The 16502-nt window shown below is 46.9% G+C and carries 14 protein-coding genes and 1 riboswitch; of the genes, 5 read left to right on the plus strand and 9 right to left on the minus strand.

Going from position 1 to position 16502, the window contains the following annotated elements:
• Positions 1-156: 156 nt before the first annotated feature.
• The 7 genes from ESP131_RS07285 to ESP131_RS07315 form a co-directional block, all read right to left on the minus strand.
• Positions 157-627 carry a GNAT family N-acetyltransferase gene (locus tag ESP131_RS07285; protein ID WP_069940388.1) on the minus strand — a complete coding sequence of 157 codons (471 nt, stop codon included), beginning with the start codon at positions 625-627 and terminating at the stop codon, positions 157-159.
• Positions 628-643: 16 nt separating this feature from the next.
• Complete coding sequence (locus ESP131_RS07290; protein ID WP_047390842.1) at positions 644-2617, minus strand: penicillin-binding transpeptidase domain-containing protein; 1974 nt, start codon at positions 2615-2617, stop codon at positions 644-646.
• 116 nt (positions 2618-2733) lie between these two features.
• Positions 2734-3450, minus strand: coding sequence for a peptidoglycan DD-metalloendopeptidase family protein (locus ESP131_RS07295; RefSeq protein WP_047390846.1), 717 nt, complete (start codon positions 3448-3450; stop codon positions 2734-2736).
• 246 nt (positions 3451-3696) lie between these two features.
• The gene (locus ESP131_RS07300) at positions 3697-4590 is read right to left on the minus strand and encodes a diacylglycerol/lipid kinase family protein (RefSeq protein ID WP_029341122.1); all 894 of its coding nucleotides are present in this window, start codon (positions 4588-4590) and stop codon (positions 3697-3699) included.
• 137 nt (positions 4591-4727) lie between these two features.
• Positions 4728-6191, minus strand: a complete 1464-nt coding sequence (locus ESP131_RS07305) for an alanine/glycine:cation symporter family protein (protein WP_029341123.1) — start codon at positions 6189-6191, stop codon at positions 4728-4730.
• Between the two features lie 196 nt (positions 6192-6387).
• Positions 6388-8187 (minus strand): ribosomal protection-like ABC-F family protein, encoded by a 1800-nt coding sequence (gene abc-f, locus ESP131_RS07310; protein ID WP_029341124.1) that lies wholly within the window; start codon positions 8185-8187, stop codon positions 6388-6390.
• 272 nt (positions 8188-8459) lie between these two features.
• Positions 8460-9341 carry a DUF1002 domain-containing protein gene (locus ESP131_RS07315; protein ID WP_029341125.1) on the minus strand — a complete coding sequence of 294 codons (882 nt, stop codon included), beginning with the start codon at positions 9339-9341 and terminating at the stop codon, positions 8460-8462.
• 193 nt (positions 9342-9534) lie between these two features.
• Positions 9535-9641, plus strand: a riboswitch (TPP riboswitch).
• Positions 9642-9715: 74 nt separating this feature from the next.
• Between ESP131_RS07315 and tenA the strand changes: the two genes are divergently transcribed.
• Complete coding sequence (gene tenA / locus ESP131_RS07320; RefSeq protein WP_047390853.1) at positions 9716-10411, plus strand: thiaminase II; 696 nt, start codon at positions 9716-9718, stop codon at positions 10409-10411.
• Positions 10412-10462: 51 nt separating this feature from the next.
• The gene (locus tag ESP131_RS16630) at positions 10463-10759 is read left to right on the plus strand and encodes a hypothetical protein (protein ID WP_148662008.1); all 297 of its coding nucleotides are present in this window, start codon (positions 10463-10465) and stop codon (positions 10757-10759) included.
• A 29-nt stretch (positions 10760-10788) separates the two neighbouring features.
• Here ESP131_RS16630 and ESP131_RS07325 read toward each other — a convergent pair whose 3' ends face one another.
• Both ESP131_RS07325 and ESP131_RS07330 read right to left on the minus strand, forming a co-directional pair.
• Positions 10789-12705 (minus strand): glycoside hydrolase family 3 protein, encoded by a 1917-nt coding sequence (locus ESP131_RS07325; protein ID WP_047390857.1) that lies wholly within the window; start codon positions 12703-12705, stop codon positions 10789-10791.
• A 178-nt stretch (positions 12706-12883) separates the two neighbouring features.
• A complete protein-coding gene (locus tag ESP131_RS07330; protein ID WP_047390861.1) occupies positions 12884-13657 on the minus strand; it encodes a sporulation protein in 774 nt (257 codons plus the stop codon).
• A gap of 110 nt (positions 13658-13767) precedes the next feature.
• On the opposite strand from ESP131_RS07330, the gene ESP131_RS07335 reads away from it, so the two are divergent.
• From ESP131_RS07335 to ESP131_RS07345, 3 genes are all read left to right on the plus strand, one after another.
• The gene (locus tag ESP131_RS07335; protein WP_069940389.1) at positions 13768-14952 is read left to right on the plus strand and encodes a class I SAM-dependent methyltransferase; all 1185 of its coding nucleotides are present in this window, start codon (positions 13768-13770) and stop codon (positions 14950-14952) included.
• 30 nt (positions 14953-14982) lie between these two features.
• Positions 14983-15408, plus strand: coding sequence for a BrxA/BrxB family bacilliredoxin (locus ESP131_RS07340; protein ID WP_023467616.1), 426 nt, complete (start codon positions 14983-14985; stop codon positions 15406-15408).
• A 287-nt stretch (positions 15409-15695) separates the two neighbouring features.
• Positions 15696-16469 (plus strand): transporter substrate-binding domain-containing protein, encoded by a 774-nt coding sequence (locus tag ESP131_RS07345; RefSeq protein WP_047390868.1) that lies wholly within the window; start codon positions 15696-15698, stop codon positions 16467-16469.
• The last annotated feature ends 33 nt before the right edge of the window (positions 16470-16502 follow it).

A 16502-nucleotide genomic window follows, 5' to 3' on the forward strand; every position in this document is an offset into this window, starting at 1 on the left:
TCCTACAGGAAAAAGCGCATTTATGCGCTTGAGAGACGAACAAGCCCGCATTTCTGCTTGAATGAAGCAGGAAAGCGAGTCTTGTGTCTCGCCTGAGGAAAGGGCGTGAAAAGACGCGTCATTCTTTTTTTAGTCAGTCCCTTTTTCGTATAGATGTCACTGTTGAACGAGCGACTTCTGCAAGTTGGTATACAGCGGTTCGAATCCGAGTTCCTCATAAAACGTTGCGGCACGATCGTTGACCGCCCAGACATTCAAGCGAACCGCATCGACCTTTCGCTTTAGTGCTAGTTCTTCCGCCGCCTGCATCAACTGGCGACCGGTTCCCGAAGAACGATGGGAAAAGGTGACACCAACGTCGGTGACGTTCAGGATCCGAACGGGCTTGAACCGGTCAGGTGCTGGTGCCGTCCATTTACCGAACAAGTAACCGGTGATGTCGTCTCCGTCGAGCGACGTCAGACAGAGGTGTTGTTCTGAATCGAGCATTTGTCCTAAGGACTCTAGCGTATAAGGCGTCAAAACATCTGGATGAAAATGTGGTGATAACCGCTTATGATGCTCGAACGTCTCTGCCGTCAAGGAAAGCAGGACAGAGAGGTCTGAAGTACGGCTCGTGCGGATCATCAAGCAATCACTCCGATCATCGATTTTGTTTGAGTACTTCGGCGACGAGACCCGATACATACGGACTGCCACGATCTTCTTTTTCGACCGATTCAATCATGATGGCAACGAGAAGATCTTTTTTGTCGTTGTCGTAACCGACGAAGAAGCCGTTCTCTTTTCCATCGGTTTCGCCTGCCTTTTTCAATTCTGCCGTGCCGGTCTTACCGGCAACATCGACTTCCTTGATGTCAGCCGGGAGTGTGTAGCCGTTATGGACGACGTCATAGAGATCATCGCGAATCATCTTCGCGTCATTCGCATCCAGCAGATCTTTTTTGAAGACTTGCTTCGTTTTTTCCTCTTGTAAAAGGGTCGGACGATAAATCGTTCCGTCAGTTAGGAAAATTTCATACATCGACGCTAGGTGGAGAATGTTTGTCAGCATCTGTCCTTGTCCATACGACGTATCCATCAGCTGTCCATCTGAAGCAATCGTCCCGTCGTTTGAGATTTGAGAAGCGCGTAGCGGATACGTGAACGGTAACTTCTCACCGTAACCGAGCGCTTCAAGTCCAGACGTGAACGCCTTCGTTCCAACCTGTTCGAGTGTGGAACGGGCGAAGTAGATGTTATCGGAATAAACGAGCGCATTGTGCAGATTAACGGGTGCTGGCGTTTCGTGAATCCGTGTGACGTTAAAACCATCGATCTTATTTTTCAGTCCATTGATCGTATAGGCTTTTTCCGGGTCGAGTGTTCCACTCTTTAAGCCAACCGCGGCCGTCAGGGGCTTTTGAGTCGAACCGGGTGCGAAGGCACTCGTGAATCGGTTCAACAACGGTTGATCCTTATCCTGAGTCAGTTCATCGAGTCTTGCTTGCGAGATACCTGACATGAACTCAGAAGGATCAAAGCCTGGGGAGCTGAGTAAGACACGCGTCTCACCAGTCCGCGGATCGATTGCCGATGCCGTTCCTGGATCCTCTTTCATCGTGTCATATGTTTTTTTCTGGAGCGTAGCATCAATCGTCAACGGAATATCCTCACCATCCGTCGGTTTTGTTTCAGCGACGGTGACGCTTGATCCGTCTTTCTTTTGTAGAATGATCGAAGCTCCAGCTTTACCGCGTAAGCGATCATCAAGGACTTGTTCGAGACCCCGTTTCCCGATCTGTTCGCCAGCTTGGATTTTATTTTTCGATTCTTTAATCTCGTCTGCTGTCGCCGAACCGATATAACCGATTAAGTGTGAAGCGGCCTTTCCGAGTGGGTATGTTCGGACTTCCGTCTCTTTGACGCTGATCCCTGGAATGTCACGCAATTTCGATACCGTTGTTTCATCGGTCAGTGTTTTGAGCGGAACGAATTGTCCATCCTTGACCCAACTTGCTTTTAAGGAATCTTCAACCGATGAGGTCGGACGGTCAAGCAACTTGGCAACTTGTGCGACATCTTTAAGTTGTCCTGCAGTTGCGCCGACAGCATATCCTTTAGCAGAGGTCGCGAGCGGCTTATCGTTCGCGTCGAGTAAATCACCGCGTTTCCCTTCAACGGTTTGTAACTGAACCTTGTCTTCTTTCTTAAAGTCTTTTAGAACAAACGAAGAGTCCCAGTCGATGAACCAGTTTTCTGTTTCTCCTTGTTTCTCGAATGTTAACGGAACTTGTTTATCATAAGCAACGGCTCCTGCAACCGTATCGAAAGAAATCCGCACGGGAAGAGACGCTTTTTCTTCATCCGTTGCTTCCTTCGCTGTCTTCCGTTCGACGGATAACTTTTTGATATCAAGCGTTTTCGACAACTGTTTTGTCCGGTCGATGAATTCTTTTTTACCATATTCTTTTTTAGTAGCCGTACTCGCGTACGTATACATCTTATCGTAATCTTGTTTTTCCCAAAGTTTGATGTAGGCATCAAGACGTTCTTCTGGTGTCGGTTGATCTTGACATCCGGCAAGTAACGCCACACCAAACGTCGCTGATAAAAGAAGGGGGATCGTTCGTTTCATGGGTTTCGCCTCCGTTGTGGATTAGACTCATAATCATACCGTACCACTCCTGTCAGGAGATTTCATCTGAAACACAAAACCGGACTTCTCATGGGGAGAAGTCCGGTGAATCAAGCTTAGTTGAAGTAATTGAGTGGATTAACACTGTTTGCAGCAGATGTTCCGCTGTAGACGTAAGGACCGCGATGCATTTCGAAGTGAAGATGCGCACCGAACGCGTTACCTGTTGCACCAATCGTACCGATTTTCGATCCTTTTGCAATCGTTTGTCCGACTGCGACAGAGCGACTGTTCAAGTGTGCATACACCGTCGTATATTGGATGCCGTTAACAGTATGTGTCATCATGACATGATTGCCATACGCGCCGTAATAACGAGACGTGATGACTTTACCGGCCGCTGATGCATAGACAGGTGTACCTGTTGGAGCACCGATATCGATACCGTTATGGAACGTGTAACCGTAAATGCCACTCGCAGCACCATATCCTTGTGTGATCGGGCCACTTGCTGGACGCGAGAATCCAGTTGTTGCTTTTGTTGATGTCGTCGTACTGTATTTTTTAACATATGTAGAAGAAACATAGCGTGATGCGCCGCCGTATGAAATTTTTGTCCATGAACCGGAAACACCGAGATAATTGAATGTCTGTCCTGTATTGACGCTACCGACGATTTTATAAGCCGTTGATGGACCTGTACGAACACGAAGTCCGTCTGCCATAACCTTTACTTTATATGTTGTTGCGGCCTCGACTTTCGAAGTACTCGTTGTAGCAAAACCTGAAACTACCAAAGCTGTCATTGTCATTGTTGTAAGTAAACGTTTCATTGAGTGTTTTCCTCCTTAAAAATCTGAAGCGACAGAACTGATCATTACAAAATTGTAAGATTTTATGTATAATTATTTATTTTCAAAGAATGATTTTTCGCCTGAGATGATTATAGCATCGTCAATAACACGAAAATATTTCAAATATGTTTCAAAATTACGCTTTGTTAACATATATTGTAATGGATTAATAAGTAAAAAAAGAACTGACGGAGAGTCAGTTCTTTTTTCTATGAACCTATACTGTTATTCAGCAGAAGAGGGTGAAAACACAGTCAAATGTTGCGGGAGTACTTCGACAGTCACGGGAACGTGACCTGCTGTATCTCCATCGGCATTGATCGGCAATTCCTCTTTCGAGCGAATTTCAACACGTGTCGTCGTGAAGTGTTCGATTTGATCGGCCTTTGATAACCCACCTGTGATGAGTTTAGGTAATGCTTGAAGCGCATCAAAAAATCCGAGCTTCGTAATGATGAAACCGTGCAACAGTCCATCATCGACTTTTGCGTCTTCCGCAAACGATTCGAATCCGCCAACTGAATTCGTCAAAGCGATGATTAACAAATGTGCCTCCCCATCGAATTGTTTTTCAGCGGAATCGATTTCGATCGGATACGGGCTATGATCCTTAAAGGCTTTCAGACCTTCTATGAAATAGGCAACCGATCCGAGTGACGTTTTTTGTTCGACACTGACTTCCTCGACGGCTTCCGCAATCAGACCAACAGCGATGACGTTCATGAAGTAATGGTCATCATATTTACCGATATCGAGCGGTCGGGTAGGGGCATCAGCTAAGATCTGAATCGCCTCTTCCGGATCCGTTGGGATGTGTAGGGCGCGCGATAAGTCATTGACCGTTCCGAGTGGGACGATCCCGAGTGTTGGGCGATGTGGTTGTTCTGCGATTCCGGTGATGACTTCATTGACCGTTCCGTCACCTCCCATGGCGATGACGGCGTCGTAATTAGACTGGGCAGCATGACGTGCAAATTCCGTCGCATCGTGTTCTTTTTCCGTGAACCGAACGTCGACGGTTTCAAAACGAGTAGCAAGTGTTTCTTCGGCAAGCGTTGCGTGTTTTTTTCCGAGTTCTTTACCGGAAGACGGGTTGATGATGAGCATGACTTGAGACAAGATGAATTCCTCCTTCAGGACAATCTGTTGACTTTTTCCCTGTCCGATGAAAACATAATCCAAATTCTTTTTGACAAATAAAAACACCGAGTAGGCGTATGGCTTACTCGGTGCTAAAGTTCGAACTCAGAAGTGATTTATTGTGATGGAGGCACTTCACCAGCCGCAGGACGTGCTTCTTCTTCGACATCCCAACACTCCGTATTTTCGATCCCGAGTGCTTTTGCTGAGAAGACAGGATCGAGTCCCTGTTTCCGTTGTTCCTGATAATCTTTGATGACTTTGAGGGCGATGCCGCTCAAGAGGAGAATCGCCGTCATATTGATCAATGTCATGCCTGCCATGAAGAGGTCGGCAAAACTCCATACCATACCGAGGCTAAGAACAGATCCGATGAAGACGAAGCCCATTGTCGCAATCCGGAAACCGAAGACGGCTGCAGGACTTTGTTTGATGAACTCGATGTTCGTTTCGCCGTAGTAGTAGCTACCAACGATCGAACTAAAAGCAAATAAGAAGACGCTGAGTGCGATGAATGGTGGCGCAATCGCACCGAATTCCTCAGAGAGTGCGTTTTGTAACATACCGATTCCTTCGCCATTTCCAGCAGCGTAACTATCACTGAGGAGAATGATCGTTGCTGTCGCTGTACAGACGATCAATGTATCAAGGAATACGCCGAGTGTTTGCAAGAAACCTTGTTTTGCTGGGTGCGAAACTTCAGCCGCAGCAGCAGCGTTCGGAGCAGACCCCATCCCGGCTTCGTTTGAGAACAATCCACGTTTGACACCGAGTGAGATCGCAGCACCGACCGAGCCACCGAATGCTTGCTCGATTCCGAAGGCACTTTTGAAGATCATTGCGAATACACCAGGAAGTTCCGACAGGTTCGTGACGACGACATAAAGAGCAGCAATCAAGTAGAGACCTGCCATGATAGGAACGATGATCGCAGAGAACTTCGCGACACGGTGGACACCACCAAAGATGACGAGTCCTGTCAAGACGACGAGTGCAGCACCGACGACAGCTGTGTTAATACCGAATGCGTTGTCAAAGGCAGCGGCAATCGTGTTCGATTGAACGGAGTTGAAGATAAGACCAAACGTCACAGCAATCAAGATTGCAAAGACGATTCCGAGAGCTCGGTTCTTCAAGCCTTTTTCGATGTAGTAGGCAGGACCACCACGGTACGCGTTCGATTTCGTATCGCGTACTTTATAGACTTGAGCCAGTGTACTTTCGATGAGAGCCGTCGCGCCCCCTAAGAGAGCGACCATCCACATCCAGAAGACGGCACCTGGTCCGCCGAGTGTGACGGCAATGGTGACACCGGCAAGGTTACCCGTACCAATCCGTGTCGCAGCACCGATAAAGAACGACTGGAGAGAAGTGATGCTTTCCCCTTTATCGTCTGTTGTTTGTTCACTTTTATCGAGCGTGACGCGGAACATCTCTTTTAAGTAAGTGAATTGGATGAAGCCAGTTCGGATCGTGAAGTAGATCCCGCCGCCGATCAATACGGCAATTAGTACATACGACCATAAAATGTTATTGGCGTAATCGACACTTCCTTGAATAACTTGCTGAATGGCGTTCATGATGGTGTATTCCTCCCAAAGAATAATAAAAGCTATACGCTAAATTATACGAATTTTCAGATAACAATCAACAACAAATTAAAATAAAATTTTAAAACTTAATAAAGTTAGCTAAATGTTAGGAGTTAAAAACTTTGTAGGTGAACGAAAAAACTGTCGCTCTCGGTATCGAGAGTGACAGTCAAGGAAAGCTAAATCATCCATATTGTAGCAACTGTTCGTATAGGTCATCGAGTTGCTGTTGGATGCTTTTAGAAACGGTATCAGTTGGTTTTTCACGTTTTGCTAATTTCCGTTCAAGTCGCTCAATCTGCACTTCCAGCTCGTGTTGCGACAAGCGCTTTGGTTTTCGAGGGGGTACGTGGAGTGAGGAAGCCGTAGCGAACTCGGTACGCTTCTGTTGGGCGTACGTATACGAACCATGATAGCGTGTCAGACCATTTTCGAGCCACAGGATCTGCGAGAAAAGACGATTCAAGAAATAGCGGTCGTGTGAGACGGCAATCAATGTACCAGAAAAATTCTCGAGTGCTTCTTCAAGCGTCTCTCTGGATTCAATATCGAGATGGTTCGTCGGCTCGTCGAGAATTAAGACATTGATCGACGAATGGACGAGGACGGCGAGTTGCAATCGCACACGTTCGCCTCCGCTCAGTGACAAAATGGACCGGAAGACAGTCGGTCCAAAGAATAGGAACCGGGCAAGGATATGGCGTGCCTCTGCTTCCGGAACGGCAATTCGTTGTCTAAACCAGTCGATTAACCGCGCGTCCTCCTCGAAATGGGCATGCTGGGACAAGTAACCGACATGATTTGATGGTCCACGCGTGAGTGTGCCCGCGTCCGGTGATAATTCGTCAAGCAACAGTGAGAGCAACGTCGATTTCCCGCTCCCATTCGTTCCGACGATCGCGATACGATCCTGTGCCATGACTTCGAACGAGACGCCATCAAAAATAGGACGGGTTCCATAAGCAAACGAGAGCTCTTCAGCGCGAAAGACGACTTGGCTCGTGTGATCGGTGGAGGAGAAGGAGACATCAGCGGTTTTGGCTTCGAGTTGTGGTCGTTTAATCCGCTCGATCCGCTCGAGTGCCCGCTCCATTGATTTCGCTTTACGGAATAATTTCTCACTCGGTGGAGACGCTTCGTTTGCCCATTGCCGAAGACGACGAATCGCTTCCTTCATTTTTTTGATTTTTTTCTGTTGCTCTTGATACGCATGGAACTGCTCGAGCAGACGGCGTTCTCTCTCGACGACGAACGCGCTGTAGTTCCCTATATAGGCTGTCAGTTCACCATCTTCGAGCTCAACGATCGAAGTGACGACGGCGTCTAAGAAGACCCGGTCGTGAGAGACGAGCAGGATGGTCCCTGTGTAGTCCCGCAAGAACTGCTCAAGCCATTCCACGGCAGCTAAATCGAGATGATTCGTCGGTTCGTCAAGAATGAGCAGATTTGGTTCCATGAGTAACATGCGACCGAGACAAATCTTCGTCTGTTCACCACCGCTCAACTGGTGGAAAGGACGCGTGAGTAACGGACGTAAGTGTAATCCGTTCACCATGCGCTCAATCTTCGAGTCGAGCAGGTAGCCATCCTTTTGTTCGAACGCATTCGTCGCTTCCGCATATCGCACGAGTAGTGCATCGAGATCATCTGGTGCTGTCGCCATCATCTGCTCCAACTGTTGCATTCGAGAACGAATCGCGAGAATGTCTGCAAACGCTGTCCAAAGGACGTCGAGTCCGGTCATCGTCTCACTATAAACAGGAAGTTGTTCCAAGTAGCCGATCGTCAAACCGCTTTTTTGATAGATGACACCACCGTCCGGTTGCTCGAGGCGAGCAAGCAAGCGGAGTAATGTCGTTTTGCCACTCCCGTTTCGTCCAATCAGACCGACGCGGTCGTGTTCGTTTAAGAAGAGGGAAACGTCCGCTAAGATCGTCTCGCCTCCGAATTGTTTAGTCAGGTGTTGAATGTCGCAAATCATCATCAATTGTTCCTTTCGCGCGCATCAAAAAAGGAGAGCGCAAATAGCACTCTCCCTAACGTGTGAAAGATGCGCTTTGCTGTATTTTTCATTCATGAAGTTCTAAAAAAGGACAGACGGGTGCCTTAGAACGCCATTCCATGAAAAATCGCGCGCAACAGATACAATTGTTCCATTAACCAGTGTTTGCACGCGGCAAAGTCCATCTTTTCACACCACCTTTCGTTTCAGATACATCTAGTCTACTACTATTTTTTCAGTTACGGAAGTCTGAATTATTTGAACACGCCAGCGATCGAACTGAAGAAGTCACTTAACCCATCGAATAGTTTAGCGAAGAATCCTTTCGTCTCTTCTGATGTTGCGAACGCGTGGATGTCTTGCCCCGCATTTTTCAATCCACTCTCGATTTGTCCCCAGTTGATGTTCGCTTGCTCCATTTGATTGAACAGATTCGTCAGCCGGTCCATTTGTGTGTCAGACAACTGGATATTGTTGTTTTGAATGACTTGGACGATCAAATTTTCGATCTCGACTTTGGTTTCTGGTTTTTGATTGGCGATCTCAGCCTTGATCTCATTCATCAAGTCAGCGACCTTATCCGTTCCGACGGTTTTCCCGACGTCTGATGTGACCGATAATTCTTGCTGTGCTAGATCCTTGCGTTCGTCACTTAACTTAATTCCGGTCTCGGCAGAAGTTTGATCGTACGCCTTCATGATTCCTGTCAGTGCCGATGTCCCGGTGACCTTGTAAGGGGAAGTAATCGTAATATCGGCATCTTTGATCCCAGCCGTGACGAGAGCGTTGAGATACATATCCTTCGTCACCCACGTGATGTTCTCCGTTGAGACGGAGAGTCCATCTCCTTTTTCCGTCAGTTCGATTTTAGCCGACGAATACATGTTGCCGCCTTTTTGCGACTGTGGGATGTTTTTCCCGAGATATTTTTCCTCGTCAGCAGAAGTTGCGATGATCGGTGTGATCCCTTCCGGTGCATTGAGACGTGAAAGCACCCATGCTTTATCTTTTGCGCCGAGCGACTCCCCGAGTGTGACGATCGTCTGATCGACGACTTGTTCGGCGGATGCGGCTGTTGGGAGTAATAAAGCAGAAGCGATAACGGCTGATGCCATGATTTTTGTTGGTGTATGCATAATGAAATCCTCCAATTGTAAGTAACAGAATGAATTATAGTATCAGGTACTAAATTTAGTGTACGGTAACGATGTCTGTTCGGAATCGGTCTGCAGATGGAGACGGTATCCGTCTTCTGACACTCCATAGTATAGCGAAAAAAGGACAACTTGACTTCCGTTTTCAGCATGCTATAGTGGATGGGAATCGAATAATGACCACTAGGGGAGTCAGTAGGCTGACTGAGACGAACGAAGACGTTCGGACCCTTTGAACCTGATTAAGTTCGTACTTACGGAGGGAAGTGGCGTCAAGTCTTGTTCTTCTTGCGCCATGCCCGTGTGTTTCGGGGTGGTGTTTTTTTCGTTTCATACCAAACGAGGAGGATGAGATCATGACATTCACACAAGAAATCAAACAAGCGGCGCAAGCGTATTGGGATAGTAGTTTTACGCACCCATTCGTTCAAGGAATCGGAGAGGGGACGTTACCGCTCTCGAAATTTCGGCATTACGTCATGCAAGATGCCTACTACTTAAAACACTTTGCGAAGATACAGGCGAGAGCAGCGTCAAAAGCGGACGAATTTGCAACGATCGCAACACTTGCCGAGCATGCGACTTCGACTTACGAGGCAGAGTTGAGCTTACATCAATCATTTTTTGAGCCGCTCGGTATTACGGAAGCAGACCTTGAAGCATTCGAACCGGCACCGACAGCATATGCGTACGTCTCGCACATGCATCATGCGAGTGAAGGAACGCTTGGTGAGACGATTGCTGCCATTTTGCCATGTTACTGGTTGTATTACGAAGTCGGGCAACAATTACTGACGTATACTCCGGAAGAAAAAATCTATCAGCAATGGATCGACACGTATAGCTCGGAATGGTTTGAAAAGGTCGTCCTTGAACAGATTGCACGGCTTGATGCGCTGGCGGAGCAAGCGAGTCCGACGGAACGCGAGCGGATGAAACGTCATTTCGTGACGAGTTGTTACTATGAGTTACTTTTCTGGCACATGGGATGGACGGAAGAGACGTTCACGTCGGTTTACGAAACGATTCCAGCACGGACGGTATCTTCTTGAATCGCTAAATGGTAGAATTAGGAATACCATCTAGTGAAAGTAGGGATTGGAATGGAAATCATAGTGATCGCACTTTTGATCAGTGCGGCATATGCTGTACAACGAATGCTTGGTAAAATCAAAGTAAGATTTATTGGATATATCATTCCGATACTAATCGTGTTGTCGGGTATATCCGCTTCGACGCGTAACTTTAAGGTAGCGTATAGCATGGGAAGCTATATTTCTGCTGTTCTTGTCATCGTCGTCTATGCACTACTGACTTATTGGTTATACCGCGTCTACCAGCGTGCGAAAGAAGAAGCTGAATATCCGTATCAATCATTAAAAGACCGAGGCATCCTTTAAGGAGCTTCGGTCTTTTTTGTATCGTGTCATCATTTCTTCCAGTTTTTAAAGCCGTCACCGAATTTAAGATGCAGTTGATCGGTAAAGATACCGTTCTGAAAGACCGGTACATCAACGGGTAAAGTGCCTTGCGGTTTGAACGTTCCGAAGATCGCTCGGATACCTGCCGGAAGGTTCGGTCCCGCTGATTTTAGATTGCCTGCTTCAGAGTCTGGACCGTTCGGATCCCCTTTAAAACCATAGACGAGGACGTGTGCCGGTGCATCCGGTTGAACGGCGACATCATATGGATTACGGAGACTGAGTAGGACGGATGGTGTGTCTGTTTGTTTCGCATAGCGGAAGATCGAAGCCGGAATCGCTTGTTCTAGTGCGGTAGGCAGTAGTTTAGCACTCGTATTGACGTTTGAGCCGACAATGATATAGTCCGCTACATCGAGTTGCGCTCGAAGGGTTGGATTTTGTTCAAGTGGTAGCGTAGCAGCCGAGTAATTCGCTGTCGTCACATGCCAGTTCCGATTCTTCGGTAGGGAAGTAATCGTCTTTTTCATACTGTCCGTTTGATCCGCCGCAGGGGCAATCACAAGGACGTTAGCATTCTTTTTTGGTTTGAATGGTAACGTCCGCTGATCATTTTTCACGAGTGTGACGGCGGCTTCCGTCATCGCACGTTCTTTTGCTTTATGCTCTGGACTACCGACGATTTGGTTCGCCTGCGCGATTTTTTCAGCTAGGGATGTCGTGTCAGTCGTACCGTTCCAAATTCCGCGTTCTGCCTTTAGCGTCAGAATCCGTTCAACCGACTGATCGATCCGTTCCTCTGAAAGGCGACCGTCTTTGACCGCCGCAATCACGTCCTTGAAAATCTGGTCGAGCTTTTCGACATCTTGCTCGGAACGAAGAATCGTCGGCATGAGCGCGATGTCGACACCGGCGTCAAACGTCTTTAAGACGGCTTCTGATTCCGTGAAGTTATCGACGATCGCCTGCATGTTCAGTGCGTCCGTGATGACGATGCCATCGTAACCGAGTTTTTCGCGTAGCACACCCGTGATGACGTCATCCGACAACGTAGCAGGTAAAGGGAAGGTACCGTTTTTCGATGTGACGACTTCAGGTTCGATTTGTGGCATTCCGATATGTCCCGTCATGATCATATCGATGTCTTCAGCGATAGCTCGTTTGAATGGAACGAGCTCGACTTGTTCTAGCTCCTGCAGGGAGCGGTCAACGACCGGTAAGCCATAATGGGAATCAGTTGCCGTATCGCCGTGACCCGGGAAGTGCTTGGCGGTCGCCGCAACGCCTTCATCCTGAATTCCCTTCATCAAAGCGGAACCGAGTGTACCGACGAGCTCCGGATCACTCGAGAACGAGCGGACACCGATAACGGGATTTCCAGGGTTGCTGTTGACATCGAGATCCGGACCGAAGTTGACATTGATGCCGAGCGCACGCAGTTCGGAACCGATGATGTGACCGGCATCACTCGCATATGTACTGCTGCGGGTCGCTCCCAACGCCATGTTGCCAGGTAAGTTCGTCCCTGTTCCGAGCCGAGTGACGATGCCCCCTTCTTGGTCGATCGTGACGAAGAGCGGAATATCGTTACTGTCGTCTTGTTTGACGACTTCTTGCAGATCATGAACGAGTTTTGTCGTCTGTTCGGTTTCGCTGACGTTCTCAGCAAACAAGATGACGCCACCTAAATCATAGCGGTCGATGATGTTCGCGACTTCTGGGGCAAGCGACGTATGATTGCTACCATTCCACTGCCGGAAGTCGGGCATGATCATTTGTCCGATTTTTTGTTCGAGTGTCATCGTGTCGATTTTTTGACTGATCCGATCGGCTGAAGACCCTGCCTCTGCCATGACAGGCAAACTACTTGAGACAAGTACTGCTGCGAGTCCTGCTGTTAACGTGAACTGTCCGATTTTTTTCATGATGTACATCCTCCTTTAATCAAACCGTGACTGGAATTCTTTTCAATACGGACAGTATAGCAAGGGGATTATTTTAAAACAATATTTTATATGTAAACGATTTCAAATTGAAATAAAATTCAATAAAAAAGTGATTCCCCTGAAGAGGAATCACTTTCAAGTAAATTCGATCGATTGATTAGCTATAGCGTTCCACGATGTTTGTCAGCTGACGTTCGACGAACGGTTGATCTTGCAATTCACTATTGGACAGACGCAATTTGATCATCGACTCATCCGCACCAGCCATTTCACTGAATAATGATCCGAGACTGTGCGCACGACGGTCGACTTGGACGATTAAATCAATCCCAGATCCGTCTTGAAGCATGATGATTTCGATCTCATCCAGTTTATGAGCGTAGTGTGTATTGCGAGCTGAATACTCAAGCTCCTGAGCAATCGGTAAATCTTTCCGGAATCGTCCAGGTAATTTTTCCGTGTCGGCTTTTTTCAATCGGAAGCCAAGTGACTCCATGGCATCTAAGACTGTTGCTTGGTAACGGTTTGCTTCGACGATGACGGCGTCACGGTCCGATGGATCGACGGCTTGAGCGATGTCGAGACCCGTCTCAATCCACGATTTCGATTGGCTGACCGAGAGTGGCGTATTCAGTGGCACGCGTAGTGTAAAGGGAATTTTTCGCTCGACACCCGCTTCGATCGTGAACTTTGCTTCATTTAAAGCAAACCGGTCGAGCGTGAAGGTCGTAAATGTCGTGCTATCATTGACTTCTTGTTTGTACTGCGTGTTGAATTCAAGATAAATCCGGTCAATTTCTTGATCGACGTTTCCGCCCTTGATATGGACGACACCGTGGATTTGACCGCCTGGTTCACAGCGATCATCCGTCAACCGTGTGTCGACCGTTGCGGCACCGATTCCGATTTGTGAGAGAATTTTTTTGAACATGATGAATTCCTCCTTTTGATTATGTGCGAATGATGAAGCGTGTAAACTTGTCGAACAGGTACGAATTTGCTACAGTTTCGAAAGAACATCAGAAAAGGACGGGACGACTAGTGGAACTACATGAATTAAAAGCGAGCCTTGCCTCGCAAATCACGCAAGGAACACTGATCCATGCAACGATAAGTAATCCGCGTCAAAAATCAAATGATCTCCGACGAATCAAGGTAAAACCGATTCTATTAAGAGATACGGTGATGATGCAGGTTGAGTTTCAATTTGAACGCGTTATGAAGCATGAAAATATTTTAATGGACGATTTCGTCGGGCGACTCGATGACTGGTTCACGGAATTCCGCCAATTCTTATTCCGTTTTGAAGAAGAAGAATGGCAGTTCCAGCTCTCGAAAAAGATGAAAGTCGCGCTCAAGACATCCAAAAAGGAACCGATGAAAGCTCTCTTGTCGCATGACCGAAAAAAAACCTATCTATTAGAAGACGGTGTGCCGGTTCCGTTTCTGATTCGCCTCGGCGTCATGACGGAAGCGGGACAAATCAAAAAGCAAAAGTACGATAAGTTTAAACAAATCAATCGCTTCCTTGAATTCGTCGAGGATAGCATTGATGCCTTGCCAAAAGGAAAAAAACTTCGGATCCTAGACTTCGGTTGCGGAAAATCGTATTTGACGTTCGCTCTCTATCATTATCTAAAAGTCGTCAAAGGATTTGACCTCGAAGTGACAGGTCTTGATTTAAAGAAAGAAGTCATCGAAGAATGTACACAAATTGCGCGTGATCTGGATTATACCGATCTAACATTCCGCGTCGGGGACGTTCATGATTACACAGGGGAGACGGAAGTCGACCTGATGGTGACACTCCATGCTTGTGATGTCGCAACCGATGTCGCACTCGCGCGAGCTGTTGACTGGAATGCATCAGTCATCCTGAGCGTACCGTGTTGTCAAAAGGAATTGAACCGTCAACTCGACTGTTCGCCACTCGATGTCATGCTCCAGCACGGACTGATTAAAGAAAAATTTGCATCACTTGCGACAGATTCGATTCGTGCCGAGTTATTGACACTCGTCGGTTATGAAGCGCAACTCCTCGAATTCATCGACCTCGAGCACACACCGAAGAACATCTTGATTCGCGCCTATAAACAAAATAAACGACCAACAGAAGAAAAAATCGACCGCTACATCGCGTTCCGTGATTTGTTGCATGCCCGTCCATTTTTAGAAAGTGAATTAAGCGGCAGACTTGGACAGATTTCACCGAAACTCGTACAATAAGATGGAGAACGAATCAAAGGAGGCAATACGATGGATTTCCAAATGTATTTTGAAGATGTTGTCCAAACAGCCCGCAAAGAAGCGCAAGCTGCTGGATTTGAAGAATTAACGACGCCAGAAAGCGTGGATGAAGCAATGAAACGCGAAGGGTTAACACTTGTCCTTGTCAATTCTGTTTGTGGATGTGCTGGCGGGATCGCCCGTCCTGCTGCAGCGTATGTCAATCGGAAAGAGGGCATCAAGCCCGATCATTTCGTTACGGTATTCGCTGGACAAGATCGCGAAGCGACAGACCGTGCACGTGAATACTTCGAAGGTTATCCACCTTCATCTCCATCATTTGCATTAATGCAAGACGGAAACATCCTCTCGATGGTTGAGCGGTTCGACATCGAATCGTTCACGGCAGAAGAGGTCGTCGAGAAACTTGAATCATTGATTGAAATCTACGCATAAACAAAGAAGACTCCTGATAAAGGGGTCTTTTTTTGCGCATTCATGAGATTAAAATAATAAATTTGAAATTTGAAAGCGTTTGCAAAACTGTATAAAAAGTCATTTATGCATGAATTATGAATAGAAAGTCAAAAAAATTTATATATTTATGCTTTACAGTGAATAAATATTCGTATATCCTAAAAGCAATAGAACAGGTCAGGCTTTTCGGTATTGAATTGGACATACACATAAGTCATACTATTGTTAAAGTTCTGACAATTGAGCGTTGGAAGGGGAAAACTCGAATGAAAAAATTATTAGCAACGGCAATGGCAGGCATTCTGGCAGTCACGATGGCAGCATGTGGCGCGTCGGAAGAATCAACAGGTGGATCAAGTAAAAGTGATAAAGTATTGACGATGGGAACGTCAGCGGATTACTTCCCATTTGAATACATCGATACGAAAAAAGGAGAGGACATCGTCGGATTCGACGTTGCGATCGCCAAAGAAGTCACGAAAAATCTCGGGTATGACTTAAAAATCGAAGACATGGAGTTCGGTAGCTTACTTGGTGCCCTCAGCTCAGGTCGTGTCGACTTCGTCATGGCGGGCATGACACCAACAGAAGAGCGGAAGAAAAACGCTGACTTCACGGATATCTACTTCGAATCAAAAAACTTAGTCATGACGAAAGATAAAGCCATTAGTTCGGAAGACGAACTCAAAGGCAAAAAAATCGGTGTCCAGCTTGGTTCCATCCAAGAGGGACTCGCAAAAGATCGCTTTAAAGACAGCGAAGCGGTTCCTTTAAACAAAATCCCAGAAATCATTCAAGAATTAAATACAGGTCGGATTGATGCCCTCATCATCGAGGATGCAGTAGCCGTCAAATACATGGATCAAGATGCATCCCTGAAAACGTACCAGATTGAAGAAGATGGTCCAGCTGGTTCAGCGATCGCCTTCAAAAAAGGTGACAAGATGCGTGACGATTTCAACAAAGAGTTGAAGAAGATGATCGACAGTGGTGAAATCGAAAAATTGGCAGAAGAATGGTTCCAAAAAGAAGCAAAATAAGTCAAGTGCATGGGGGTGGGGGTAACCTCATCC

It is taken from the genome of Exiguobacterium sp. U13-1 (genome assembly GCF_001750115.1).
In the GTDB taxonomy this organism is placed as follows: domain Bacteria; phylum Bacillota; class Bacilli; order Exiguobacteriales; family Exiguobacteriaceae; genus Exiguobacterium_A; species Exiguobacterium_A acetylicum.

Bases quoted from the DNA above. Each gene is read 5' to 3' on its own strand.
- ESP131_RS07285 (WP_069940388.1), bottom strand. From the start codon at position 627: ATGATCCGCACGAGCCGTACTTCAGACCTCTCTGTCCTGCTTTCCTTG.
- ESP131_RS07290 (WP_047390842.1), bottom strand. From the start codon at position 2,617: ATGAAACGAACGATCCCCCTTCTTTTATCAGCGACGTTTGGTGTGGCG.
- ESP131_RS07295 (WP_047390846.1), bottom strand. From the start codon at position 3,450: ATGAAACGTTTACTTACAACAATGACAATGACAGCTTTGGTAGTTTCA.
- ESP131_RS07305 (WP_029341123.1), bottom strand. From the start codon at position 6,191: ATGAACGCCATTCAGCAAGTTATTCAAGGAAGTGTCGATTACGCCAAT.
- abc-f (WP_029341124.1), bottom strand. From the start codon at position 8,187: ATGATGATTTGCGACATTCAACACCTGACTAAACAATTCGGAGGCGAG.
- ESP131_RS07315 (WP_029341125.1), bottom strand. From the start codon at position 9,341: ATGCATACACCAACAAAAATCATGGCATCAGCCGTTATCGCTTCTGCT.
- tenA (WP_047390853.1), top strand. From the start codon at position 9,716: ATGACATTCACACAAGAAATCAAACAAGCGGCGCAAGCGTATTGGGAT.
- ESP131_RS16630 (WP_148662008.1), top strand. From the start codon at position 10,463: ATGGAAATCATAGTGATCGCACTTTTGATCAGTGCGGCATATGCTGTA.
- ESP131_RS07325 (WP_047390857.1), bottom strand. From the start codon at position 12,705: ATGAAAAAAATCGGACAGTTCACGTTAACAGCAGGACTCGCAGCAGTA.
- ESP131_RS07330 (WP_047390861.1), bottom strand. From the start codon at position 13,657: ATGTTCAAAAAAATTCTCTCACAAATCGGAATCGGTGCCGCAACGGTC.
- ESP131_RS07340 (WP_023467616.1), top strand. From the start codon at position 14,983: ATGGATTTCCAAATGTATTTTGAAGATGTTGTCCAAACAGCCCGCAAA.
- ESP131_RS07345 (WP_047390868.1), top strand. From the start codon at position 15,696: ATGAAAAAATTATTAGCAACGGCAATGGCAGGCATTCTGGCAGTCACG.